The 23,825-nt window shown below is 56.9% G+C and carries 24 protein-coding genes; 15 read left to right on the top strand and 9 right to left on the bottom strand.

Annotated elements, in window-relative coordinates; genetic code table 11:
* Positions 1 to 87: 87 nt before the first annotated feature.
* The gene (locus AC2FIR_RS13510; RefSeq protein ID WP_496762506.1) at positions 88 to 1,809 is read right to left on the bottom strand and encodes an amidohydrolase; all 1,722 of its coding nucleotides are present in this window, start codon (positions 1,807 to 1,809) and stop codon (positions 88 to 90) included.
* A gap of 277 nt (positions 1,810 to 2,086) precedes the next feature.
* Here AC2FIR_RS13510 and rpsJ point away from each other — a divergent pair, with 277 nt between their 5' ends.
* The 5 genes from rpsJ to AC2FIR_RS13535 all read left to right on the top strand — a co-directional run bounded on the left by rpsJ (position 2,087) and on the right by AC2FIR_RS13535 (position 5,254).
* Positions 2,087 to 2,401 (top strand): 30S ribosomal protein S10, encoded by a 315-nt coding sequence (gene rpsJ, locus AC2FIR_RS13515; RefSeq protein WP_008756422.1) that lies wholly within the window; start codon positions 2,087 to 2,089, stop codon positions 2,399 to 2,401.
* 15 nt (positions 2,402 to 2,416) lie between these two features.
* Positions 2,417 to 3,142, top strand: coding sequence for a 50S ribosomal protein L3 (gene rplC / locus AC2FIR_RS13520; protein ID WP_170682218.1), 726 nt, complete (start codon positions 2,417 to 2,419; stop codon positions 3,140 to 3,142).
* Entirely contained in the window at positions 3,139 to 3,756 is a 618-nt protein-coding gene (gene rplD, locus AC2FIR_RS13525) for a 50S ribosomal protein L4 (protein ID WP_155148664.1), read from the top strand. Before rplC ends, rplD begins: the two co-directional genes overlap by 4 nt.
* Positions 3,753 to 4,049, top strand: coding sequence for a 50S ribosomal protein L23 (locus tag AC2FIR_RS13530; RefSeq protein ID WP_170615810.1), 297 nt, complete (start codon positions 3,753 to 3,755; stop codon positions 4,047 to 4,049). The genes rplD and AC2FIR_RS13530 overlap by 4 nt, the downstream gene beginning before the upstream one ends.
* Positions 4,050 to 4,219: 170 nt before the next feature.
* Positions 4,220 to 5,254, top strand: coding sequence for a fatty acid desaturase (locus AC2FIR_RS13535; protein WP_170615808.1), 1,035 nt, complete (start codon positions 4,220 to 4,222; stop codon positions 5,252 to 5,254).
* A gap of 252 nt (positions 5,255 to 5,506) precedes the next feature.
* On the opposite strand, the gene AC2FIR_RS13540 is transcribed toward AC2FIR_RS13535, so the two are convergent.
* Positions 5,507 to 6,424 (bottom strand): LysR substrate-binding domain-containing protein, encoded by a 918-nt coding sequence (locus tag AC2FIR_RS13540; RefSeq protein WP_496746575.1) that lies wholly within the window; start codon positions 6,422 to 6,424, stop codon positions 5,507 to 5,509.
* Between the two features lie 103 nt (positions 6,425 to 6,527).
* On the opposite strand from AC2FIR_RS13540, the gene AC2FIR_RS13545 reads away from it, so the two are divergent.
* The 8 genes from AC2FIR_RS13545 (at position 6,528) to AC2FIR_RS13580 (ending at position 11,330) form a co-directional block, all read left to right on the top strand.
* Positions 6,528 to 7,028: a DUF6647 family protein gene (locus AC2FIR_RS13545; protein ID WP_496746573.1), complete on the top strand. Its 501-nt coding sequence runs from the start codon at positions 6,528 to 6,530 to the stop codon at positions 7,026 to 7,028.
* A gap of 277 nt (positions 7,029 to 7,305) precedes the next feature.
* A complete protein-coding gene (rplB, locus tag AC2FIR_RS13550) occupies positions 7,306 to 8,148 on the top strand; it encodes a 50S ribosomal protein L2 (protein WP_170356688.1) in 843 nt (280 codons plus the stop codon).
* A 3-nt stretch (positions 8,149 to 8,151) separates the two neighbouring features.
* Entirely contained in the window at positions 8,152 to 8,430 is a 279-nt protein-coding gene (rpsS, locus tag AC2FIR_RS13555; RefSeq protein ID WP_005980699.1) for a 30S ribosomal protein S19, read from the top strand.
* A 3-nt stretch (positions 8,431 to 8,433) separates the two neighbouring features.
* Positions 8,434 to 8,814 carry a 50S ribosomal protein L22 gene (gene rplV, locus AC2FIR_RS13560; protein WP_039538267.1) on the top strand — a complete coding sequence of 127 codons (381 nt, stop codon included), beginning with the start codon at positions 8,434 to 8,436 and terminating at the stop codon, positions 8,812 to 8,814.
* Positions 8,814 to 9,524 carry a 30S ribosomal protein S3 gene (gene rpsC, locus AC2FIR_RS13565; RefSeq protein ID WP_008758042.1) on the top strand — a complete coding sequence of 237 codons (711 nt, stop codon included), beginning with the start codon at positions 8,814 to 8,816 and terminating at the stop codon, positions 9,522 to 9,524. The genes rplV and rpsC overlap by 1 nt, the downstream gene beginning before the upstream one ends.
* A gap of 12 nt (positions 9,525 to 9,536) precedes the next feature.
* Positions 9,537 to 9,950, top strand: coding sequence for a 50S ribosomal protein L16 (gene rplP / locus AC2FIR_RS13570; RefSeq protein WP_170615802.1), 414 nt, complete (start codon positions 9,537 to 9,539; stop codon positions 9,948 to 9,950).
* A 159-nt stretch (positions 9,951 to 10,109) separates the two neighbouring features.
* Positions 10,110 to 10,658, top strand: coding sequence for an amino acid synthesis family protein (locus AC2FIR_RS13575; protein ID WP_496746571.1), 549 nt, complete (start codon positions 10,110 to 10,112; stop codon positions 10,656 to 10,658).
* A 51-nt stretch (positions 10,659 to 10,709) separates the two neighbouring features.
* Positions 10,710 to 11,330, top strand: coding sequence for a 2OG-Fe(II) oxygenase family protein (locus AC2FIR_RS13580; protein WP_496746569.1), 621 nt, complete (start codon positions 10,710 to 10,712; stop codon positions 11,328 to 11,330).
* Positions 11,331 to 11,440: 110 nt separating this feature from the next.
* Here AC2FIR_RS13580 and AC2FIR_RS13585 read toward each other — a convergent pair whose 3' ends face one another.
* The 6 genes from AC2FIR_RS13585 to AC2FIR_RS13610 all read right to left on the bottom strand — a co-directional run bounded on the left by AC2FIR_RS13585 (position 11,441) and on the right by AC2FIR_RS13610 (position 19,396).
* On the bottom strand, positions 11,441 to 13,123 hold the full coding sequence (locus AC2FIR_RS13585) for a caspase family protein (protein ID WP_496746567.1): 1,683 nt from the start codon (positions 13,121 to 13,123) through the stop codon (positions 11,441 to 11,443).
* 400 nt (positions 13,124 to 13,523) lie between these two features.
* Positions 13,524 to 15,041, bottom strand: a complete 1,518-nt coding sequence (locus AC2FIR_RS13590; protein WP_496746565.1) for an ABC transporter permease — start codon at positions 15,039 to 15,041, stop codon at positions 13,524 to 13,526.
* A 10-nt stretch (positions 15,042 to 15,051) separates the two neighbouring features.
* Positions 15,052 to 16,101, bottom strand: a complete 1,050-nt coding sequence (locus tag AC2FIR_RS13595; RefSeq protein WP_496746563.1) for a quaternary amine ABC transporter ATP-binding protein — start codon at positions 16,099 to 16,101, stop codon at positions 15,052 to 15,054.
* Between the two features lie 65 nt (positions 16,102 to 16,166).
* A complete protein-coding gene (locus AC2FIR_RS13600) occupies positions 16,167 to 17,138 on the bottom strand; it encodes an ABC transporter substrate-binding protein (RefSeq protein ID WP_170615789.1) in 972 nt (323 codons plus the stop codon).
* A gap of 36 nt (positions 17,139 to 17,174) precedes the next feature.
* Complete coding sequence (locus AC2FIR_RS13605) at positions 17,175 to 18,470, bottom strand: aminomethyl transferase family protein (RefSeq protein ID WP_496762509.1); 1,296 nt, start codon at positions 18,468 to 18,470, stop codon at positions 17,175 to 17,177.
* 47 nt (positions 18,471 to 18,517) lie between these two features.
* Positions 18,518 to 19,396 carry a DUF1989 domain-containing protein gene (locus tag AC2FIR_RS13610; protein WP_496762512.1) on the bottom strand — a complete coding sequence of 293 codons (879 nt, stop codon included), beginning with the start codon at positions 19,394 to 19,396 and terminating at the stop codon, positions 18,518 to 18,520.
* A 207-nt stretch (positions 19,397 to 19,603) separates the two neighbouring features.
* On the opposite strand from AC2FIR_RS13610, the gene AC2FIR_RS13615 reads away from it, so the two are divergent.
* On the top strand, positions 19,604 to 20,638 hold the full coding sequence (locus AC2FIR_RS13615; protein ID WP_496762515.1) for a LacI family DNA-binding transcriptional regulator: 1,035 nt from the start codon (positions 19,604 to 19,606) through the stop codon (positions 20,636 to 20,638).
* A gap of 306 nt (positions 20,639 to 20,944) precedes the next feature.
* Here the strand turns inward: AC2FIR_RS13615 and AC2FIR_RS13620 are convergent, their stop codons facing one another.
* Entirely contained in the window at positions 20,945 to 22,888 is a 1,944-nt protein-coding gene (locus AC2FIR_RS13620; protein ID WP_170615785.1) for a DUF3604 domain-containing protein, read from the bottom strand.
* A gap of 91 nt (positions 22,889 to 22,979) precedes the next feature.
* On the opposite strand from AC2FIR_RS13620, the gene AC2FIR_RS13625 reads away from it, so the two are divergent.
* Entirely contained in the window at positions 22,980 to 23,771 is a 792-nt protein-coding gene (locus tag AC2FIR_RS13625) for a recombinase zinc ribbon domain-containing protein (RefSeq protein ID WP_496762518.1), read from the top strand.
* The last annotated feature ends 54 nt before the right edge of the window (positions 23,772 to 23,825 follow it).

A 23,825-nucleotide genomic window follows, 5' to 3' on the forward strand; every position in this document is an offset into this window, starting at 1 on the left:
GGCACATCGTCAAGCTGAAGCATCCGCCCCAAATGGGGCGGCCCGCGACGTGTCGTCGAAATTAAGGCAGTTCAGGAAGTCTCCGGTTCAATCCGATTTCTGGTGCGTCAGTGCGCCACCCATGATCGTGTAGACAACTTCGACATCCGAGATGGCTGATGGTTCGACTTCGAACAGGTTTTCCCCAAGCACTACAATATCGGCCTTCTTTCCGACTTCGATGCTTCCGATCTCGCCGTCCAATGCCATACCTTTTGCCGCGTTGATCGTATGTGCTTCCAATGCAAGTTGCAGCGGGATTTTGGCCTCTTCTCCGCCCAGCGGCGGAACATCCGAGCGCCCGCGCAACTGGCGAGTGACCCCTGCCTCAATGGCGGCAAGCGGGCGATACTCGGAAACGTACCCGGACACAGGCCAGTCCGAACCGAATGAGAATATACCACCCTCGTCCGCGACCCTGTTCACCGGGAACATCGCCTGCACGCGTTCTTCACCCAGTCTGGAGGTTGAAATGGACTGCATGAGCGGATCAAAGGTCATCCACGCGCCGGTCGTGTCATATATGACGCCCAGCTCTCCGAACCGGGCGTAATCCTCGGGATGAACCAGGGTGCCATGCGTTATCTTGTGTGCACGTTCACGGTCAGGGTTCACTTCGATTGCTGCTTCAATGGCGTCCAGAAGAGTTCGTACCGCCAGATCTCCAAAGCAGTGACACGTGACGTTGAAGCCTGCGGCGTCGGCGCGGATCACCGCGTCTTTGACCAATCTGATCGGAATAATCGGTTCGACCTCGAGTTCGGGTTTGTCGGCATATGGATCCACATAGAGCGCATTCCATTTGTCGTCCCCACCATCAATATTGATCTTCAGATAGCGAGCCTTGACCAATTCGGAGTCGAACTTTTCGCTGAGCTCTTGAGTGCCGGGAAGGGGGTCAATCGCCCCGTCGTTCCAGTAGAATGAGCCGATGAAGCGTATTGGCAGATCTCCGTTTTTCTCGAAATCGGCCATCATCTGAAAGCCTTCTTCCTGGCTCATCCCCTGAATGCCATGGTCATGAACTGCGGTGATTCCGGCAGCAGCGAAGCGCTTTAGCCAGTTCGAAACGCCATCCGCCAAGAACTCGGGGTTGATGTCTATCAGCGATGTCAGAACCTGCATCTGGGCTGGCACCTCAACGATCCACCCGGTCGGGTTGCCGTCGGTGTCACGTTCAAAAAACGAAAAACCCGGCGCTGTGTCAGGCGTGTCCTTGTCGACACCGGCCATTTCCAACGCCTTGGAATTCACCCAAGCCGCGTGGCCGTCGATTGCCCACAAAAACACAGGTCGATCAGATTCAATTTCATCGAGCATGGCGGCCGTCGGATTTCCGTCCGTCCATGGGTTGAAACGGACCCCGTAGCCCAGAATTATGTCGTGGTCGTTGGTTTCGGCTTCCTGGCGGATACGGGAAAACAGCTCGTCCTTGTCATCTGTCTGCAGATCCACGCCAAGCATAATCAAACCGCCTGCGGCCGCATGTATATGCCCATCAACGAAACCTGGAAGGGCCATTCTACCCTTGAGGTCGATGACTTCGGTACCGATGCCGATGACGTCCTTCAAACCGGCCGCATCGCCCACATAGACGATTTCATCGCCTTCTATTCCCACGGCGGTTGCAACGCTTCTGCCTGCGTCCATCGTGTGGATCTCTCCGTTGATCAGAGCGTAATCAGCAGTTGGGTTACTTCGATTGGACTGCGCGAATGCCGGGGATGTACTGGCAAAAATGGCGATAGCCGAAACAAGTAGTCTGGTCATTGCAACCTCTCCAAACGAATAACTCGAATATGATCATATTGTACCAATCCCAAAATACGACCTTTTCGGCTGACTGCTGTCAAGCAACGGAGTGGGTACGGCCATAGCCAAGCCGATATCAATTCCCCCTTGCCAAACTCCTCACACCCCTGTAGATCGCGCGAGTTCTCAACAAGAACATCAAGGCGGGGTGATTCCCGCCTTTTGGGTTCGATGAGGGTTGGCGATGCGCGTCTGTCCTCCTCTCAACCTCAACGCCTGATAAAAGGCTGTTAATATGCAAAGCCAAAACATCCGTATTCGGCTGAAGGCATTTGACTATCGCGTTCTGGATGCCAGCACGCAAGAGATCGTCAACACTGCCAAGCGGACCGGCGCGAACGTGCGCGGCCCGATCCCGCTGCCGAACAAGATCGAGAAGTTCACGGTTCTCCGTGGCCCTCACGTTGACAAGAAATCCCGCGACCAGTTCGAGATCCGCACGCACAAGCGTCTGCTCGACATCGTTGATCCGACCCCCCAGACCGTGGACGCGCTGATGAAGCTCGACCTGGCTGCTGGTGTGGACGTCGAGATCAAGCTGCAGTCGTAATCGGAGGGTATGAGAATGCGCTCTGGTATTATCGCAAAAAAAGTTGGCATGACCCGCCTGTTCATGGAAGACGGCAAGCAGATCCCTGTGACCGTTCTTCACCTGGACAACCTGCAGGTCGTTGCACAGCGTACCGCTGACAAAGACGGCTACACCGCCGTTCAGCTGGGCGCAGGTGCTGCCAAGGCAAAACGCACCTCGAAAGCCATGCGCGGTCACTATGCCGCTGCCAAGGTCGAGCCCAAGCGCAAGCTGGCCGAGTTCCGCGTCTCTGAAGATGGCCTGATCGAAGTGGGTGCCGAAATTTCGGCAGAACACTTCCTGGCAGGTCAGAAGGTTGACGTTTCGGGTACCTCGATCGGTAAAGGCTTTGCCGGTGCGATGAAGCGCCACAACTTCGGTGGTCTGCGCGCCTCGCACGGTGTTTCGATCAGCCACCGTTCGCACGGTTCGACCGGTCAGTGTCAGGACCCGGGCAAGGTGTTCAAAGGCAAGAAGATGGCCGGTCACATGGGTGCTGCCCGTGTAACCACCCAGAACCTGGAAGTCGTCAAAACCGACGCCGACCGTGGTCTGGTCTTCATCAAAGGCGCCGTTCCCGGACCGAAATCGGGCTGGGTCACCGTCAAGGACGCCGTCAAGAAGAAAGCACCGGAAGGCCTGCCTTTCCCGGCTGCTGTGAAATCGGCTGCAACCGAAGCACCTGCGGAAGAAGCTCCCGCGGAAGGTGGTGAAGCATGAAACTTGATGTAATCAAACTGGACGGCGGCAAAGCCGGCGACATCGAGCTGAACGCCGATCTGTTCGGTCTCGAGCCGCGCGCGGACATCCTGCACCGTGTGGTCCGTTGGCAGCGCAACAACGCGCAGGCCGGCACCCACAAGGTGAAGACCCGCTCGGAAACCAGCTACTCGACCAAGAAGATCTATCGCCAGAAGGGCACCGGTGGCGCACGCCATGGTGACCGTAACGCGCCGATCTTCCGCAAGGGTGGTATCTACAAGGGCCCGACCCCTCGTTCGCACGGCCACGACCTGCCGAAGAAGTTCCGCAAGCTTGGCCTGCGCCACGCTCTGTCGGCCAAAGCCAAGGCAGGTGAACTGGTTGTGATCGAGAACGCCGAAGCCGAAGGCAAGACCGCCGCTCTGGCCAAACAGGTTGCAAACCTGGGCTGGAAACGCGCTCTGGTCATCGACGGCGCGACCGTGAACGAAGGTTTCCTGAAGGCGTCGCGCAACATCGAAGGTCTGGATATCCTGCCGTCGATGGGTGCAAACGTTTATGACATCCTCAAGCGTGACACCCTGGTGCTCACCAAAGCGGCTGTCGAAGCACTGGAGGCTCGTCTGAAATGAGCGCGAAGGCAGAACACTACGACGTGATCCGCAAGCCGGTCATCACCGAAAAGTCGACCATGGCGTCCGAAAACGGCGCGGTTGTCTTTGAAGTGGCGATCGACAGCAACAAGCCGCAGATCAAAGAGGCCGTCGAGGCGCTGTTTGGTGTGAAGGTCAAGGCGGTGAACACCACCGTGACCAAAGGCAAGGTCAAGCGGTTCCGCGGCCAGCTGGGCCGTCGGAAAGACGTCAAGAAAGCATACGTGACCCTGGAAGAGGGCAACACCATCGATATCTCTACCGGTCTCTGATCGGAACTGTCTTTGGACAAACCAATAAGACCCCCGCGAAAGCGGGGGTTTTTCTTTAGGTGGCGACACCAAAAATTGAGCGCCAAACCCAGCGTCTCGACAAGAAATGGATTGCTATGCCTGTAGGGTCGTCTATCTGGGATGCAACAAACAAAAGATATGGCAGGCGCATGACCCAATCCTCTTTCTCGACCCGGGACAACCCGGATATGACCGTTGCGCGGGATTGGGTGTCGACACTGGCAAAATATCGGGAACCGAGCCAGCCGCGCAGTTGGTTCGAGCTTGGAGCCACCATAATCCCTTTCATCGCGCTTTGGGCGTTGGCGTGGGCGTCTTTGTCGGTCAGCTATTGGCTGGCTTTTGCAATCTCGGTTATAAATGCGGCGTTCCTGCTACGCCTGTTTGCCATACAGCATGATTGTGGGCACGGGGCGTTTTTCACGAACCGGACGGTCAGTGACTGGGTCGGGCGGGGGATCGGTGTGCTGACCCTGACGCCCTATGACGTCTGGCGTCGTACGCATTCCACGCATCACAACTCTTCCGGTAATCTGGACAAGCGCGGGATGGGCGACGTCCATACGCTGACGGTGGACGAATACCGCGCACTGAAGCCGATGAGCCAGTTTTGGTACCGCGTGTATCGTCATCCGATCACCCTGTTTGGCTTTGGTCCCGGCTATCTGTTCCTGTTGCAGAACCGCCTGCCGCTAGGCCTGACAGGAATTCCGAAATTCTGGGTCAGCGCGATGGTGACAAACCTTGCCATTCTGACCGTGCTGGGGGCGATCTACTATTTTGGTGGCCTGATGCCGATGGTGCTGATCTTTCTGCCGTCAACGCTGGTTGCCGCTGCGGCCGGCGTTTGGCTTTTTTACGTTCAGCACCAGTTTGAAGAGACGCAATGGGATCCCGACAAGGACTGGCAATTGCACGAGGCCGCCCTGCACGGAAGTTCGCATTACATCCTGCCATCCATATTGCAGTGGTTCACGGCCAATATTGGCATCCACCACGTCCACCACCTGTACAGCCGCATCCCGTTCTACCGTCTGACCGAAGTGCTGCGCGACCATGATGAACTGGCAAATAGCAACCGGATGACCATCCGTGAGAGCCTCGCCAACGCGCGTTTGCATTTGTGGGATGAAAAGAGCCGTCGCCTGTTGTCCTTTGCCGAGGCGCGGGCGCTGTATGGGTGAGCGGTAGTTACCGCGGACAGTTGGGCAAGCGGAAAGACTTAAGATAGCCTGTGTGACCCTGGAAATAGGTAACACCATCGTCGTGCCCTCCGGTCTCTGATCGAACCGGTTTTTGGAGAGAGGTGAAAGCCCCCGCCAAAGCGGGGGTATTGTTTTCTGGTTTACGGGAAGTTTGCAGAGCTGCAGTCATTTTGTGAATTTGCACAATGGGGCAAAACGCTGAATAAATGAAAAAGTCTTGAGCTCGGATTCTTACTCAGCAGCTTCGATCGGTTGTGATCTTGCGACGTTTTCCCTGGCCTCAGAGAGCAGCCATTCGCGGAAACTGTTGACGAGTGGGTCGTCGCGCTTTTCCTGTTGCGTTGCGATTGCATAGATGGTGAATGGAATCGTTGTGGCCTCGAACAATCGTACGAGGCGACCATCGTTGACCGAACTGCCTATGACGGCTTCATAGGCAAGCGATACACCCAGACCAGCCTCTGCCGCAGTGGAAGCATATTCGCAGTTTGGATAAATCGGGTCACCATGCGGAAGCTCGGCAACAACGCCTGCGGCACGGAACCATTCAGCCCACTGGTCGTCAACTTCGTCACGAAACAGCGTCAAGCGCAACAGGTCCCTTGGATGAGAGATGTTTTCGCGTTCCAACAGCGATGGTGAAGCGACCGGGTAGCGCGCCGAGTTCAGGAATGGCACGACATCGACACCTACCTCGGGGTCATCGCGCCACTTGATTACGACATCGGCATCGTTGGTTGCAAAATCTGTTGAGGGCGCGCCCTCGGCAATGCGCAGCCTGACCGCTTTCGTGTGCTCAAATCGCCCCATCCGTGGCACAAGCCATCGGGCGGCAAATCCCGGAGTGGACAAGACCCGCAATGTTTGACCATGTGCGTCAGCCTTCGCCGCGCTGGTGCCGTCTTCGAGGTTGTCCAGCAATTGCGTCAGCCGGCCTGCGTAGTCTCGACCGGTGCCGGTCAAACTGATCCTGTTACCTTCCCGGCGAAAAAGAGCAGTTGCGAGATAATCCTCCAATGCGCGGATTTGGTGCGAAATTGCTGAAGGGCTTAAGCAAAGTTCGTCCGCAGCATCTTTGAAGCTCAGATGCCGGGCTGCGGCCTCAAATGCTTTCACGGCCGAGAACGGGGGTAATTGCCGTTTCTTCACGCGTGAATTTCCCTCATCAAGCAATGAAAAACGATCTTTTGCGGTCAATAATACCTGTCGACTAGGCTCGGGGCAATTCCTCATCTGTCGGAAGGAGGGAACAATGCTGTTCCTCAGACGTGTCACGCTCGCCGTGGCCGCACAGTTTCTTTTTGCCTTTTCCTACGCGGTTGCGGCAGAGACCCCGACGGTTCCAGACGATTTGACGGAAGAGCTTCACCGCTGGATAGATACCGCCACGGACCTCCCAAGGGCGCCTTCACCAGCAAGCATCTTTTTTGCTGATACCAAGGATTTGGCTGAACCGAGTGAGATGGCTTCGATGATTGGCGGCACGCCCCGCGGGATCTATGATCCTGAAACGAGGAGGATAACGCTGGTCCTTCCTTGGAGCGCAGAAGACCCGCAGGACATTTCTGTCCTGCTGCACGAACTTATTCATCATCGTCAGGAGGGTGAGCATTATTACTGTGAGGCCGCCAAGGAACAGGTCGCCTATGGTTTGCAGCAGGCCTGGCTGGCCGAGCGCGACCTTTCGCTGGACGTCAATTGGATCGCGGTTGTCCTAGCTTCAAGTTGTACGGCACGCGACATTCATCCATAACGAGAGATTGTTGGTCTCGCGAAACAACCGCGTCGTTTTTACTGTGCCCCCTGACTGCTGAGTTGGTTCCGAATTCGAGTGCCAGAAAATCAGCAGGGCCCTATAGACACCTACCCCCAACACTGCTACATGCACCCAATCTTACGGCCTCGGATTCGTTCCGGGGCCTCTGATATTTGTAACCGGGGACCTTCGGGGCCCTACACCCTTGGCACCTACGGGGGCCTATCACATAGCAGGGAAACCCCCTGCACTTGCTAAACGGAAGACAGAAAGCATGGCACTTAAGTCGTACAAGCCGACGACGCCGGGCCAGCGCGGGCTGGTGCTGATCGACCGTTCGGAGCTTTGGAAAGGACGTCCGGTCAAGTCTCTTACAGAGGGTTTGACCAAATCGGGCGGCCGGAACAACACCGGACGGATCACTTCACGCCGCCGCGGCGGTGGCGCAAAGCGTCTCTACCGGATCGTTGACTTCAAACGGAACAAATTTGATGTCGCGGCAACCGTCGAGCGGATCGAATATGACCCGAACCGGACCGCATTCATCGCACTGGTAAAATACGAAGACGGCGAGCAGGCATATATCCTGGCTCCGCAGCGTCTGGCTGTTGGTGACAAAGTCATCGCGTCGGCAAAAGCTGACATCAAGCCGGGCAACGCAATGCCGTTCTCGGGCATGCCCATTGGTACCATCGTCCACAACATCGAGATGAAGCCTGGCAAAGGCGGTCAGATCGCACGTGCGGCCGGTACTTACGCTCAGTTCGTTGGTCGCGATGGCGGCTACGCTCAGATCCGTCTGAGCTCGGGCGAGCTGCGCATGGTCCGTCAGGAATGCATGGCCACCGTTGGTGCCGTGTCCAACCCCGACAACTCGAACCAGAACCTCGGTAAAGCCGGTCGTATGCGCCACAAAGGCGTTCGTCCGTCGGTTCGTGGTGTTGCAATGAACCCGATCGATCACCCGCACGGTGGTGGTGAAGGTCGTACCTCGGGTGGCCGTACGCCGGTTACACCGTGGGGTAAGGACACCAAGGGTAAGCGTACCCGCAACAAGAACAAAGCGTCCCAGAAGCTGATCATCCGCTCGCGGCACGCCAAGAAGAAGGGACGTTAATCTATGTCTCGCTCTGTTTGGAAGGGTCCTTTCGTCGATGCTTACGTGCTGAAAAAAGCCGAAGCAGCGCGCGAGTCGGGCCGCAACGAAGTCATCAAGATCTGGTCGCGTCGTTCCACCATTCTGCCCCAGTTCGTGGGTCTGACCTTTGGTGTGTACAACGGCCAGAAGCATATCCCCGTCAACGTCTCGGAAGACATGATCGGTCAGAAGTTCGGTGAATACTCGCCGACCCGTACCTATTATGGCCACGCCGCAGACAAAAAAGCGAAGCGGAAGTAAGTCATGGGCAAGGAAAAGAACCCCCGCCGCGTGGCTGAAAACGAAGCAATGGCGAAAACGCGCATGCTTCGCACCAGCCCGCAGAAACTGAACCTGGTTGCGCAAATGATCCGCGGCAAGAAAGTTGAGAAGGCTCTGACCGACCTGACTTTCTCGAACAAGCGCGTCGCGCAGGATGTCAAGAAGTGCCTGCAGTCCGCAATCGCGAATGCCGAAAACAACCACAACCTAGACGTTGACGAACTGATCGTCGCCGAAGCATGGGTTGGCAAGAACCTGGTCATGAAGCGCGGTCGTCCGCGTGCCCGTGGCCGTTTCGGCAAGATCATGAAGCCGTTCTCGGAGATCACCATCAAGGTGCGTCAAGTTGAGGAGCAAGCCTAATGGGTCATAAAGTAAATCCGATCGGCATGCGCCTGCAGGTCAACCGCACCTGGGACAGCCGCTGGTACGCCGACACCAAGGACTACGGTGATCTTCTGCTGGAAGACCTCAAGATCCGTGAGTTCATCAACAAAGAGTGCAAGCAGGCCGGTGTTGCCCGTGTGATCATCGAACGTCCGCACAAGAAGTGCCGCGTTACGATCCACACAGCACGTCCTGGTGTCATCATCGGCAAGAAAGGTGCAGACATCGAAGTTCTGCGCAAAAAGCTTGCTCGTATGACCGACAGCGAACTGCACCTGAACATCGTCGAAGTGCGCAAGCCCGAGCTTGACGCGCAGCTGGTTGCCGAGTCCATCGCTCAGCAGCTGGAGCGTCGTGTTTCGTTCCGTCGCGCGATGAAGCGGTCGGTTCAGAACGCCATGCGCATGGGCGCCCTGGGTATCCGGGTGAACGTCGCTGGTCGTCTGGGCGGCGCCGAAATCGCACGGACCGAGTGGTACCGCGAAGGCCGCGTGCCTCTGCACACCCTGCGTGCCGACATCGATTACGCACATGCCGAAGCGATGACCCCCTACGGGATCATCGGGATCAAGGTCTGGATCTTCAAAGGGGAGATCATGGAGCACGATCCGCAGGCACGTGACCGTAAAGCACAGGAACTCCAGGACGGCCCTGCACCTCGTGGTGCTGGTGGCGGTCGTCGCTAAGGAGGGAAAGATATGCTTCAACCAAAGCGTACAAAATTCCGCAAGATGCACAAAGGCCGGATCAAGGGCGAAGCCAAGGGCGGCTCTGATCTGAACTTTGGCACTTACGGCCTGAAAGCCATCGAGCCTGAGCGTGTAACTGCACGCCAGATCGAAGCTGCACGTCGTGCCATGACGCGTCACATGAAGCGTCAGGGTCGTGTCTGGATCCGCATTTTCCCCGACACTCCGGTCACTGCAAAGCCGATCGAAGTTCGTATGGGTAAAGGTAAGGGTTCCGTCGACCGTTGGGTTTGCAAGGTCAAGCCCGGTCGCGTGATGTTCGAGATCGACGGCGTCAATGACGACATCGCCCGCGAGGCCCTGCGCCTGGCCGCGATGAAGCTGCCGATCAAGACCCGCGTCGTGGTTCGCGAAGACTGGTAAGCGATTGGGGGCAACCCCGTTCGTGACTGAAAAGACCCCCGCCGGGACACCGGCGGGGGTTTTCTGTTTCAACGATGCACTGCATTCGCGGTCGCGTGATTGGATTCGACGAAATACGAAGGCACCCCTAGGCTGTCAGTCAGTTAGCCGGAGGTTCCCATGGTTCAGTTGCGGAAGAAAGTGCTTATCAAAGAAGTGATCACCACAGATCAACTGGGCCAGCCATGCCCACCCATCGTTCGCGTGGCAGCTATGGCCGTCTTTCAAAATCCACTGGCAGGCAAGTTTAAAGAAGACTTATCGGACTTGTTCGAGATCGGCGGAGCGCTTGGTGCCGATCTGGCTGCCGAAGCAATTGGGCAGCTGGACGGAGATCCGGTTTCATACGGCAAGGCGGCCATCGTCGGTATGAACGGAGATCTCGAACAAGGCGGGGCTGTGATTCACCCCAAGCTAGGTGCCCCAATGCGCGCGGCGGCTGGCGGGGGCGAGGCTGTGATCCCATCAAATGTAAAACTGGGTGCACCAGGTTGCGCGATCGATCTGCCGCTGGGACACAAGGACAACCCGTGGTCATTCGATCATTTCGACACGATGACACTGAATGTAGCAGATGCGCCGAAACCGGACGAGATGGTATTGTGCCTTGCCTATGCGGATGGTGGCCGCCCTATCCCGCGCTGTGGCAAAGGGCCCCTTAAGACGTAACCCTGGAAACATTAACTGGCCTTGCTGCAAGGGCTGGGTTATGCCCGGCCCATGCCACAGATTGTTTCACTCTTCGTCACCCGCCTCTACCGCGCTGCCCTTTCTGAATTCGATCCGAAGATCGATCCGGAAGAGCTGGAAAATTCCTGCTTGGTCATCGCCGAGGATGATGAGGCCGGACAGGACTGGTGTGAGGAAAACGGCTATCCCGGTTATACCAGCTACGCCTCCCTGACCGATCTGCCATGGCGGTTCCCAATATTTGCCGATCTGGTCAAGGTTTTGGACAGCCATGTGGCCGCGTTTGCCAAGGATCTGGAGTTCGATCTGGGCGAGGGCGAACTGAAGCTGGAAGACCTCTGGATCAACATCCTGCCCGAAGGCGGGATGCATTCCAGCCACCTGCACCCTCACAGCGTGATCTCAGGCACAACTTACGTCGCGATGCCAGAAGGCGCCAGCGCGCTGAAACTAGAAGACCCTCGGTCCGGCCGCATGATGGCCGCCCCCACGCGCCTCAAGGGTGGTCGGCGCGACTTGCAGCCGTTCATCTATGTAAAGCCGAAGGTGGGGGACGTGTTGCTGTGGGAAAGCTGGCTGCGCCATGAGGTTCCGATGAACATGGCCGAGGACGAACGGATCAGCGTCAGCTTCAATTACCGTTGGGATTAACAAATCTGGTCATAGCGGGCGCACCAAAGCCTTCCCGTCCGCGTATCAACTGCGGTTGCATACGTCTTCCGACAGTGCAGGCCAATAAAGTCGACCAGCCATGATGAGCGTTATCTTTTCGTAATCCTGACGTCCACAAACCAGTTTTTGTCAAATCGGCCCTGTGTACTGCTCAGCGATCTTCCCGCCGAAAAATCTGGCGGCAGATTCTGACTTATCGAGAATCCGACAACAATCGAACTCTTGAACAAGTAATTCGTGCGGCCGGACACGCGCAATTGACCGCTATCAGAAAGCGATGCGCTATAGCTCTTGGACCGCGACGCTCCGCCCTTGGCGAATTCCTGAGCACTGATCAACTGAAACCCGTGGGCGGACTTGCGGAAGTGTAATCGCAAGACCAGCTTTGTACCTGATCCTGCGTCCTTGCCGTTAGGGTTCGCCCGCCGGCTGATATCGATGACATAATCCCCATATAGCGGGCTGGACGCCTCGGCACGGGAACTTGGCAACGCCACTGATACGCGGCTGTCAGGCTGCACATTGCTATAAAGTGGCGGTTCGGGTTTCGCGATGTTTTTCAGAACAGCATAGCTTTTCTCGGTCAGGTATCCGGTTCCCTCTGAACCGCTTTGCCCCTGAAAGCGACGCAAGGCCGTGCGAGACCGCGCACCGAATATCCCGTCAACTGGTCCGGCGGAATAGCCCAGAGCATTCAGACCGCGCTGAATACTTCGATAGTCGCTTCGGCTTAAGTTCAACGCAGTTTCGGTTTCCGGCGCCATGTCTTGTAGCGCATTCTCCCGAACCCCCTGGTCGGCTGTATTCTTCGACATCAAGGACAGGTCGCCTGCATTCCTTTGGTCATCCGAGGCCTTCGTTTTTGGCTGAGCCTGATTGCCAATCGCGCCAGCGACCTCGCCAGCGTACTGTCCGGCCCTCGTGTTCGGGTAGAGTTGCGCGATCATTTCCAATGCGCCGTTTTTCACACTGTCATCTTCCAGCTTCAGTGCTTCGCGCAGGACGCGTTGAGCCGCGTCTTCGCGCTCGTCAGCAGGGAGGGGCTCTGTGGTCGCAGAGCTTTGCTCTAATTCGGCTTTAGGAGCCTTGACTGCTGCGGGGACAAGGAAGATGTCGCGCCCGGGCAGTGAGCCATAGGTGAACGGCTCCTGATAGCCCTCGGTCAGGTCAAAAACTGTGTCCCGCACTTTGCGGAAGAGCTTTCCCAATTCCAGACCGGGCACTTCGATATGCTCCAGCAAAGCCTGCGCGTAAGGGCTGTTGCGGCCCACGCCATCCAATGCCAGCGTCCCACTGCGCGCGGAATACCCGACAAGCACGCCGCCCGGGTCGATACGCCCCAATCCCCGGCCAATCGACCGGGTCGCCGTGGTTCGGACCATTTGCGACACGAACGGGTTGTTCCGGCAGGCGTCCACAAGAACCAGTTTCAAGCCTTTGGCCGTTGAAACTGAATTCAGCATTGTCTCCAACCGGATGGCCTCGAACTCTACATCCTTGTCACTTCTGAGTTCCGCGTTTGTGGGTATCAGATAGTTTGTATTGTCGATTTCGATTCCGTGGCCCGCAAAGTAGACCAGCACCATATCTGCGTCTGTTTCCTCGGAAAAATCCCGAAGGGTAAGCCGCTTGTCTCGGTAATCGAGGTTGTATTTTTGGGTGACAACAAACCCGATCCGCCCAAGCGCGGCGGCTACGTCCCTGGCGTCATTGGCCGAGTTGGGAATGTCCGAAACATGGTCATACTGTGCGTTGCCGATTACAAGCGCCACGCGCTTTGCCTCGGCTGATGTCGCAATACTCAGGCAAAGTACCAGGCCCCAGAAAAAGCAAAGAACCATCCGCAAGCCGCGACGGAATTGATGAGTTTGGCATCTAAACATAAGTAACAGCAGATTTTTTAACCTGAGTATACTCTATCACACCCTGGTCTGCCCCGCGACGTCAAGCTGGCGCACGCGGTACTTAGAGGGATTTCACGGCTTTTGGTTTTGACGAATAACAGAAAACATCAACGACAAATCAATATTTTGCCGCTCATAGGTGACCGGTCCGTTTTCACTTGACCAAGCATCTTGCCGTGAATGCCTGAACCGATCACTGTTCCTACATGCCGAACCACCAGATCCGAAAACTGGAAGCAGCCAAACCGGTGCTACCGGAAAGCCGTGGTCATTTCTTGCCTGCCACAATGCGGTCCAGAATGAGAGCACAGAAGAGGATTGCCAGACCCGCCAGTATGCCTTGCCCAGCGGCAGCATATTGCAGAGCCTCCAGCACATCTTCGCCCAGGCCTTTCGCACCAATCAGTGATGCAACAACGACCATGGCAAGTGACATAAGTATGGTCTGGTTGACGCCAGCCATGATGGTCTTGTGCGCCAGCGGCAGATCTACTTTCCACAGCAGATAGCGCGGCGTTGCGCCAAATGCGAGGGCAGCCTCGCGCACGGTGTCCGGCACTTGCTGCAGACCCAGAACGGTAAAGCGGATCACCGGTGGGCTTCCAAAGATCATTGTCGCAACGACTCCGGCAGGTTTGCCGGACCCGATGAAGGCGACAACTGGGATCAGATACACGAAGGACGGCATCGATTGCATGAAGTCCAGGATTGGCCGCACGATGGCAAACGCGCGGGGGCGGCGTGCACAGTAAATGCCAAGCGGAATACCCAGCGTGATCGAGATCAGCGCAGCGGCCCCCAGCAGGGCAATAGTGGTCATCGCCTTCTCCCAGAAATCCAGCAGGCCGAGATAAGCCAATGCCGCGCCGGTGAAAATTGCCACGCGCGGGCCAGCGGAAAGATAAGCCAGCATGATTATGACCAGCCCCACGACCGGCCAAGGGGTGTCGACCAGAACCACTTCGATCCAGTCCAGAAGGGTGCGCATTCCGTAGGTCAGCCCATCGAAGAAACCGCGTCCGGCTGTTTTGGTCCACTCGAATACGGCCTGTACGCCGTCACCCACGTTGAGCCGCCAATCCCGGTTTGTCGGAAAGGTCTTTAGAACAGACAGCGCATCAGGTTGCGCAAACTTGATGGCAGAGAGAACAACGACAACCAGGGTCAGCACGGACGCGACGACCATCCGGGTCACGGACCATCCATGAGCCACGCTGGAATCCGATCGCCAGCGCGCGAACTGACCTTCCAGCGTCCAGTTGGCCAACGACGCCGCGAGGAGTTTGACCGCCAGCAGCAGGAAAAGCCCGACCGCCAGATAGGTGATACCGGTAGAGTCAGCGCTCTGTGCGGCTTCCTGCGCTCCGGCCAGGGCGCCTTCCAGCGACTCTGCCGCGCGTTTTAGGGAATCCAGCGACGCAGCGCCGGATTGTTCCGCCGCCTCGATCTGCTGTCGACGCAGCGCCAGAGTTTGTTCGATCTGATCGGCCCGTTCGCGAAACTCCCGCCCCAGATCACCGAATAGACCCAAGCCGACCTGAATGTAAGCCAGTGTTTCAAGCACCAGAAAGCCCAGGAACCAGGACCAGAGGCCTCGCGCGCCGAACCAGATCGGGCCGAGAACGGCGGCAGCCTTGTTCAAGGTGAACCGATAACCCGGCGCCTGCATCATATAGGCAAAGGTCTTTTGATAATATGCTTGGCTTTGCCCGACAAAATCAGCGATCAAACCTTCCAGATGGTCGGCAGTTTCGGGTTTGACCTGCTGTGCATCAACGTGTTTCATCGTTGTCCCCTTAGGCCTGACTGTTCTGAATGGCGCGGATAAGCGCTGCGCGGTTGATCACGCCCACGGTCTTGCCGTCTTGGGTGACTGCGACCACTCCGTGCCCTTCGACACAAAGGTTCATCAGGTCGGACAGATCCATGTCGGGATGGGCCTCTTTGGCGTCATTGGGAACTTCGCCGTGATGGGCCTCGAATTCGTCGACCGGTTTCATCACCGAGTGCGCAAAGATCATGTTGAGCTTGGAAATCCCGGCGACGAAATCGGCGACGTAATCGTCGGCGGGATTGAGGATGATTTCTTCCGGCGTGCCGATCTGAACGATGCGCCCATCCTTCATGATCGCGATGCGGTGGCCGATACGGATCGCCTCATCAAGGTCATGGGTGATAAACATCGTGGTCTTATTGAGCTTGTGGCTGAGTTCCATGAACTGGTCTTGCAATTGCTTCCTGATCAGCGGATCGAGGGCCGAGAATGGTTCGTCCATCAGCAGGATTTCGGGGTCTGCAGCGATCGCCCGGGCAAGGCCGACACGCTGCTGCATGCCACCGGACAACTCATGTGCGTATTTGTCTTCCCAGCCATTGAGCTCTACCAGTTCGAGAACGCGATCTGCCTCTTCCCAGCGGCGCGCCTTGCCGGTGCCGCGAATTTCCAGAGGCATGGCCACGTTATCGCGCACCGTGCGGTGGGGCATCAGGCCAAAGTTCTGGAACACCATGGCGACGCGGCGGTTCCGCAAATCGCGAAGTCCGTCGTCGTTCAGGCCCATCACGTCATCGCCGTCCAGGTAGATATGGCCGTCGGTAGGTTCCAGTAGACGGTTCACGTGGCGCACAAGGGTCGATTTACCGGACCCGGACAGGCCCATGACGCAAAACAGCTCGCCGCGCTCGATCTCAAAGCTGGCATCAGCGACGCCGACAACGCAGTTGAACTGCTCCAGCACCTCGGCCTTGCTCAACCCTTCACTGTGAATGGCCTTCAGTGCGTCCCGCGCGCGTGCTCCGAACACTTTCCACACGCCGCGCGCATCGATTGCGATATCCGCTGTCATACTGGCCCCACCTTGGTCTAGCTTTCAGAATGTGCCCCCGACAACCTGGCCGGGGGCGCTGGGTATCAGTTGGTTTTCAGGCCCAGCCAGCCGTCGACGGTATCGCCGTTCGCGGCGATCCATTCGGCCACAACTTCATCCGTTTCGCGCCCTTTAACGACAACTTCGTAGGTTAGGCCGCTGAGTTGATCGGCATTCATGTTGATGTTGCTCAGAAAAGAAGCGGCGGCCGGATTGCGCTGCTCCAGAGATTTGGAGTGGGCAACCGTCACGGTTTTCACAGGCTCGCCTGTGCTGACATGCGATTTGTTGTACCAATCCGCGTCCTGATCCGGCTGAACCATCTTGTATGTGGCCGCGTCGTGTGCGGGCTCTTCAAGGATTGTCACATCATACAGCGCGTGCACATAATGCGGCGCGTAGCAGTAGAAAGCGGCGCCTTTTTTCTGGTCGATTTGATCCTTGAGACGGGAATAGAACACCGTCTCATCTTCGGTTGTCGGAGTCAGGAACGTTTCGATACCATAGTCGCGCACACGCACCTTAAAGGTGTTGGTTGAGGCCCAGCCCGACGCGCCAACCCAAACTTCGCCCATGCCATCGCCGTCAGAGTCGAACAATTCCTGGGCCATAGGTGTGGCCAGATCATAGATCGATTTGATGCTGTGATCATCGACCATGTAGTTGGGAACACAAATCCCCGCCCGACCCTCGTAGCTGCCTGAAGACAGCGCGACGGTGCCTTTCTGGTCGACGTATTCATCGGTGAAGGAAGACTGGTTCGGCAACCAGACATCGGGGTGCACATCAATGTCCCCTCGCCCGCCATCCATTGCGGCAAAAATCACGGCGTTGGCGCCCGGCGCATAGCCCACCTCTCCGCCCAAACGCGTTTCGATAACCTGCCCGATGACGCGGCTCATGATTTTGGCACCGGGCCAGCTGGGTTCGCCCACCATGACCTTGTCTTGCGCCAACGCTGAAGTAGCACCCAAGGCGAAAGCCAGTGTTGCCGTGAGTGTTGTCAGTTTCTTCATATCAAATTCTCCCGTTGCGTTGTGTTGGATGCGCCATCAGACGCGCGCCCGCTTGCGTTGCGGGTCTATGAATGGAATGTCCGATACCGTTGCCCCCAGGCGTTTCATCCGCCCGTCGAGTTGCCCAATTTCAAGTTGCGTGCCGTTCTCGGCATGCTCAACCGACAGCCGCGCCATGGCGATCGCGTGTTCAAGCATCGGTGATCGGATGGCCGAAGTGACCACGCCCACCTGCCGTTCGCCAGCAAAGACCGAAGCGCCATGAGCAGGCACATCATCGCACCCGATCAACAATCCCTTGAGCACGCGGCGCGGCTCTCGCGCGTTTCGCTCAAGCGCAGATTTGCCCGTAAAGCTCGCCTTGTTCAGATCGACCGCGAAGTCCAAACCGGCCTCGAACGCGTCGACGCCTGGCGCAAACTCGGCATTTGCCGCGGCCAATCCGGCTTCGATCCGGATGATGTCCAGCGCAGCCGAGCCCATGGGTGTGATCCCAAACTCTTCACCCGCCTCCATCACCGCATCCCAGATCGCTAGCGCGTCGGTCTTGGAACAGAAGACTTCGTAACCCAGTTCCCCGGTATAACCCGAGCGTGAGAGCATGAATGGCGCACCATCGCGATCATTGAGCCGGGCAATTGTGACCCCGAACCACTTCAGGTGGTCCAGCGAAGGCACGTGTGGCTGAGTGAAGGCGATCTTGCGCAGTAAATCGCGGGATTTTGGCCCCTGAATGGCAAGGTTTGGCATCGCGTTCCGCATCGCGTGCACCCGAACCTGCAGGCCCATATCCGTCGCCAATGCCTGTAGCGAACGACCACTTTCCTCGGATCCGCAGCACCAACGGAAGATTTCGGGCGCAAGACGGAAAAGCGTGCCGTCATCGATAACCGAGCCGCCTTCGTCACACATCAACGTGTAAGACCCACGCCAGACCGGCAGCTTCGCCACGTTGCGAGTTGTTGCCTGCTGCAGCAGTTTCTCGGCGTCCGGGCCAACAATATCGAATTTGCGCAACCCGCTCATGTCCTGAACTGTCACGGCCTCACGACAGGCCCAGTATTCACCCAAGGTGCCGTGCGCCGGAAAGCTGACTGGTGCCCATAGATCACGTGCAGGCACGAATTGTTGGGTCAACGGGGCCAGCCGATCATGAAATGCGGATTCCTGACTGATCGACATCGGGGCATCTTCCTTTTCACGATAGGCAACCGCACGGCGGATCGGCGTTTCTGGGCGGTAGATGCGGACGTGCACATCTGTCGGGTTCCAGCCATTGATCGGGTCAATGTCGTCCGGGCAAGCGGTCGAAACGCACACTAGGTCCTCCATTGCGCGCATGGCGACATAGTCACCGGGGCGGGAATAGGACTCCTCGGTCAGAATGTGATGCGTCGCCGGATCAACCCATGTGTTCCAGAAAAAATTGATCGCGGCCAGGCCGAACGACGCGCGACACCGTAAGGCGCCAGCGCATTGGACATGTTATCGGAACAGTTCACGTGGCCGGGAAAGCCGCGCTCTTCATAACCTCGGGCGGTGCAGGCCAGACCGAAAGTGTCGTGGCGCCCACAGGTGTCCTGCACCACATTGAGAAGTGGTCGCATCTCACGATCGTAGAACTTGTCCAGCAACCCCGGGCCAGGATAAGCGCGTCGCACCATTGATCGCGTCGCCGTCGAGTCGATCATCCATTCGACTCCATGTTCCAGCTCATCGGAACGAAGCACCATGAAGTCCGAGCATTGCTGCCCTTCCACGTCGATGATCTGAACGAATTCGCCCGCTTTCAATTCGTAAGCCAGCGCCGTTCCTCTCGGTACAGTAAACTCGTCCCGGACATCTCCCAGAAGTGGCGGCAGCTGAGGCTGGTTTGAGGCTGCACATTGATGGGAGACCGTAACGCATCCGGTATCGGTTCCCTCAACCAAGCCAGAAATGAGCGCTGGCCTGATCAACCAAACTGTCACGCGTTTTTCGACACGCAACACCAGCGGTTCTGATGAGGCCATTAGCCTGAAACACGCGACTTCCTGCCTTGGATCTCCGCCATTTGTACCAATCCAACCCGTATAAGGGTCGCTGTTGAATGCACCCTGATCAACCGCTCCGTTCGCTTGCAGTTTCAGTCGAGCAAGTGCAGGCCTCCCATCGGCAAACGCAACAATGTCCAGCGGATAACCCTGCGATGTCGCCTCAAATGACAGCAGGTCGCCCTCGGCGGCTTCAACACGGTGCGCGTCGCGTGGCGCCAGCACATATTCTCGGACACCCGAGGCCTTCGGAAAGCCCGGGAATCTGCGTCCCGGGCTAACAAACCCGGCATTCGTGAACTCGTGTAGGACAGCTGAACCATGCATGTTGCCGTAGGATTCTCATTTATGAAACTAGTTACAGAGGTTGATGAAACTAGTTACATATGTCAACACTTTCGTTGAAGGTAGAAAAAATAGGCGCGATACCACGTGACACAAAAAGACCCGACGTTGAAAAAACGCACAAATCTCAGAGATGTTGCGAAAGCAGCGGGCGTATCGGTCGCAACCGTATCCCGGGTGCTGAACGAACCGGGTGTTGTGAAAAAGGAAACTCTGGAGAAAGTTCAGAAAGCAATTGCGGATCTTCGATTCGTCCCCAGCGCGGCCGCCAGAGCAATCAACTCTGGTCGGACCCGTTTCGTGGGTGCGCTGGTACCAACGTTGGACAATGCCATTTTCGCTCGGTTTCTTGCTGCGCTCGAACGCAGACTGTCCCAAGATGGGCTTTCACTGATCGTAGCCACAACTGAGTCAGACCTGGAGGTTGAAGCCGAAAAGGCGAAGGGGCTGGTTGATATCGGGGCTGAAGGGCTGATCATTACTGGCGCAACACACGCCGCTGAATTTCACGACCTGATCGAGCGCACAAGAATCCCCACGATCGTCACATCATACTTTGACGTCTCCAACCCTTTTCCAACGATTGGATACGATAACAAGGCCGCGGCACAATTGGCCCTACGGCATCTGATTAAGCTTGGACACCGGCGGATTGCAGTTATTCACGGCCCTGTTCACAACAATGACCGAACACAGGCCCGACTTTCCGGGCTGCACGAGCTGAATTGGGATGGCGAGATAACGACAGTTGAAACCGAAATAAACCTCCGGGGCGGCGCCGAGGCTACTGCACGCATCGTCAACAGGTCGGTCAAACCAGATGCGATCCTGTGTCTGTCGGACGTTGTGGCACTAGGGGTTTTGTTTGGTCTTCAATCCAACGGCATCAGTGTCCCGGACGAGGTGTCTTTAATGGGCCTGGATGACCTGCCAAGCTCTGCCGTGGCTGTACCTTCCATCACAACAGTTCATCTTCCAGTTTCAACAATGGGTGAAAGGGCAGCGATCGCATTGGCGCGTTGGATTTCCACTCAGGAGAGACCTGAGCCTGAAAGGTTAGAGGCAGACCTGGTTGAAAGAAGTTCGACGATTCGAAAGCGCGCTTTCGACGAATACGGCTGACTTTCGAAAAACCGTCCGCGAATACCCATTCGCTGGCCTCCGCAACGCTCTGAATACGAAACCTGACGAAGTTCGAGGTTGGTGGCATTGGACTTATTCCTACACGCGATACAATCCACCGAGAGAGGCTGATTGAGCCTTTCTCGCACCTCCGGTCTTTGTGTCTGACCGTCTTGGCCGAAAGCAGCTCAATCCACAATCAACTTCGAGCCCCAAGTAACCGCCTGAAAGGACGGATTTCGCTTTGTGACGCTGCCTTGGAAGCTAAGGGACTTCGGTCACAGTCAACCTCGGTTGCCGGACATCTCAGCCTTCTGGAGTATACCAGATTGGCGAAGTGTACGCGCGCTCCTGTGTTGAGGTAGGCACATCTGCGGGCAGTTCGTCCCCGAACCGAACGGCATCGTAAACTGTCCACCTGGGCGTCGGAATTTCCAGAACACGAACGTAGTAGAATGCCCGCAATGAAGGATCGAAGTCGGGATCCTTCCAAACCGTCAACAGCTCCGGAGAACCGATTGAGTTGGTGAACGTACCCGTTGCGACATCCACGGTGTTACCCACTGCGGGTAGATTGCCATCGGCATCCGGTTGCCTGTCTCCCGACCACGCCACGTCATACACCTGCTCTTCCGTGTCGCCGTTGGCATTTACCCAACCCTTCACAACTTGAACACGGTCGAGATTGCCGGAATACGGGTCCTTGAGAGCAGCAATAAGGAATGTCGGTGCATCCGCGCCCTCGGGCACTTCAGAGAGGTCGCCGCCCATGGGAACGCCTTTGTCATATCCTATTTCGGCAGGCAGACGTGATCGCGCGTCCTCCTCTGTGAAGTCCCAGCCACCAAAGAAACGAACCGTTATGCGGCTACCGGTTGTTCCATAAACTTCTTTTCGCTCCATGGCGTCGAATATGGCTTCGCGCGTGTTGTCTTCGGCCCAAACCGCCGCGTAGCCAGAGGCTGCCATTTCCCAGCCGAGGATCCTCAACGCGTCAAATTCACCTACGACATGCTGCCATCGACCGGGCTCCGGCTCGACGCCTGAGTGCTTGCCAAAGAAGTTGTCCTCTTCCGCCGTCGCCAACGCGGTATGGCTGTCGGTCGAACCCACAACACCGAATTTGTACGGATTGGTGCCAAGTTGCGCTTCCAGCTTGAGACCGTTCTTCAGAGCCTCGCGGGCATATTCGTACTGAAGCATCCAATCTTCTTTGGGCGTCGGGCCAAGATTGGATTTATCCCAGGTTTCATAGTCCGCGAATTCATCGTTCGGGCTTAGGAACGGATGGGTTTCCCCATCACCCTTGATCTGGGTGATCTCGTACATTGGCTCCCATTTCGCGCGCCGTTCAGCGTAGTCCGCCGTCAAAGGCTCACCCGTTTCCGGATTGGTCTCGACAGGAAACATAAGGCCGTTGGAAACGTTGCCGTTGTGGGCAAGGGCCAGAACACGACCGCCGGTTTCCATTTCATATGTTTCCATCCAGTCCCACAGCTTTTCCGGATTAAAGGTTTCTGCGGTCGTGAAGGGCAGCATTTGCCGTGCGCGAATGGCATCATCACGGTAAATCACGTTGCGATGGAGGTTGTTGCCGGCTTCGGTGGATGTCCATTCGTATCCGATGAACGCAGTAAACGTACCGGGGTCATCGTGATGATCGGCGGTTTGCGTGAACTCGTCCCAAACGGACTGCACGAACCTGCGATCCGACACAGCCTCGGGAAGGGCTTCCCCGGTAATCCCGGCAAATGTCTCAATGACCTCCATAGTCGCACCGAGAGCAACGTCTCCACCTGCATTAAGTCGTTCGCTCCAATCTCGAAGCGTTGGATCACGCATCAGCGTTGAGTTTCCCGCAATGATTTCATTCATTGCCCCCATGGCATCCGAATGATCGGAAACAACAAGCCAGTCGAGCGGACGCGACAGTTGTACGCGGAGGCCGTGTGATGTCGTGACCTCCTCACCCCGTGCAAATCGATAAGCGTCATCCGGGCTCAGGATGACCCCAAATCCACGCGCATCCAGCGAATTGGACGTGTGCAGGTGGGTATCGCCCCACAGGGGACGAGTCGGAAAGTCGCGCCCGGCATAAGGCGAGAAATCTGCGGGAGCGGGTTCGCGCATATCGTCTACCGATATGGTCATCTCCCCGACCTGCCCACCTTGCGCGGACTCCTGAGCTTTGGAAGAGGTCGCACATAATGCGACAGAAACAATTGCTGTCGATGTCAGAAAAAATCTCATTGAAGCCTCCCAGGCCAGCTGAATGCCTGCCCATGGCAGCATTTGGCGCAGTGATCCGTCAAGGAGGACAAGCAAAATTTTATAGTGAGACATGTGCGCCTACTATGGGAGCCGTGGTCCGTTCTGCCCTTTGTGTGGGCATCAAAACAAGTTTCAGCAAATTGAGCAGCCTCATCTGACCGGTCTTGCATTCTGCGGCACCTGCGGAGGGCCGCTCGCGACAGTCGGGCGCGACTACCTCGCCTGCTCTGCTGCCCGCAAGCTCGGTACCTGCACGCACAGGCAATCCATTCGCCGCCATATACTGGAAGACGCCGTGTTGGATTTGCTGCGCCGACGTCTGATGCAGCCCGACGCTGTGGCCACATTTGTCAAATCCTTCAGCGAAGCCGCTAACGCAGAAGCAGGCGCAGTGGAGACAACCCGGACCCGCCTGCAATCCGAGCGGGACAAAGCGGCGCGCAAACTGAGTGGTTTTTATGACGCGATTGCAGAAGGCATTCGCACCCCAGGGCTTCAAACGCGGCTCGAAGAACTCGAAGCGCAGATCGCCGAGCTTGACGCAAAGCTCTCCGAGCCTGTGCCCTCACCGGTGCGCCTACACCCGAACCTGTCGGAACTCTATCGCTCAAAGGTCGCCGATCTGGCACAGGCACTATCAGACCCGGCGATCCGCACGGGGGCCTTGGAGATTATCCGGGGCTTGATCGAACGTGTTACGATCCAACATGAACGGGATGGCGTGCAGATTGAGTTGGAGGGTGCCCTGGCAGCGATGATTGGGTTGGTCCAGAACGACAAAAGCCGCCTTGCGGCGGCTTGTTCTTTAAAAGTGGCTGCGGGAGTAGGATTTGAGCCTCTGACCTTCAGGTTATGGCCCTGACGAGGTGACGACGTTAAGCGATTGATCCAGTGGATCAATTGTAGTCTGAACGGG

This window comes from Ruegeria sp. CDSB136, assembly GCF_059610965.1.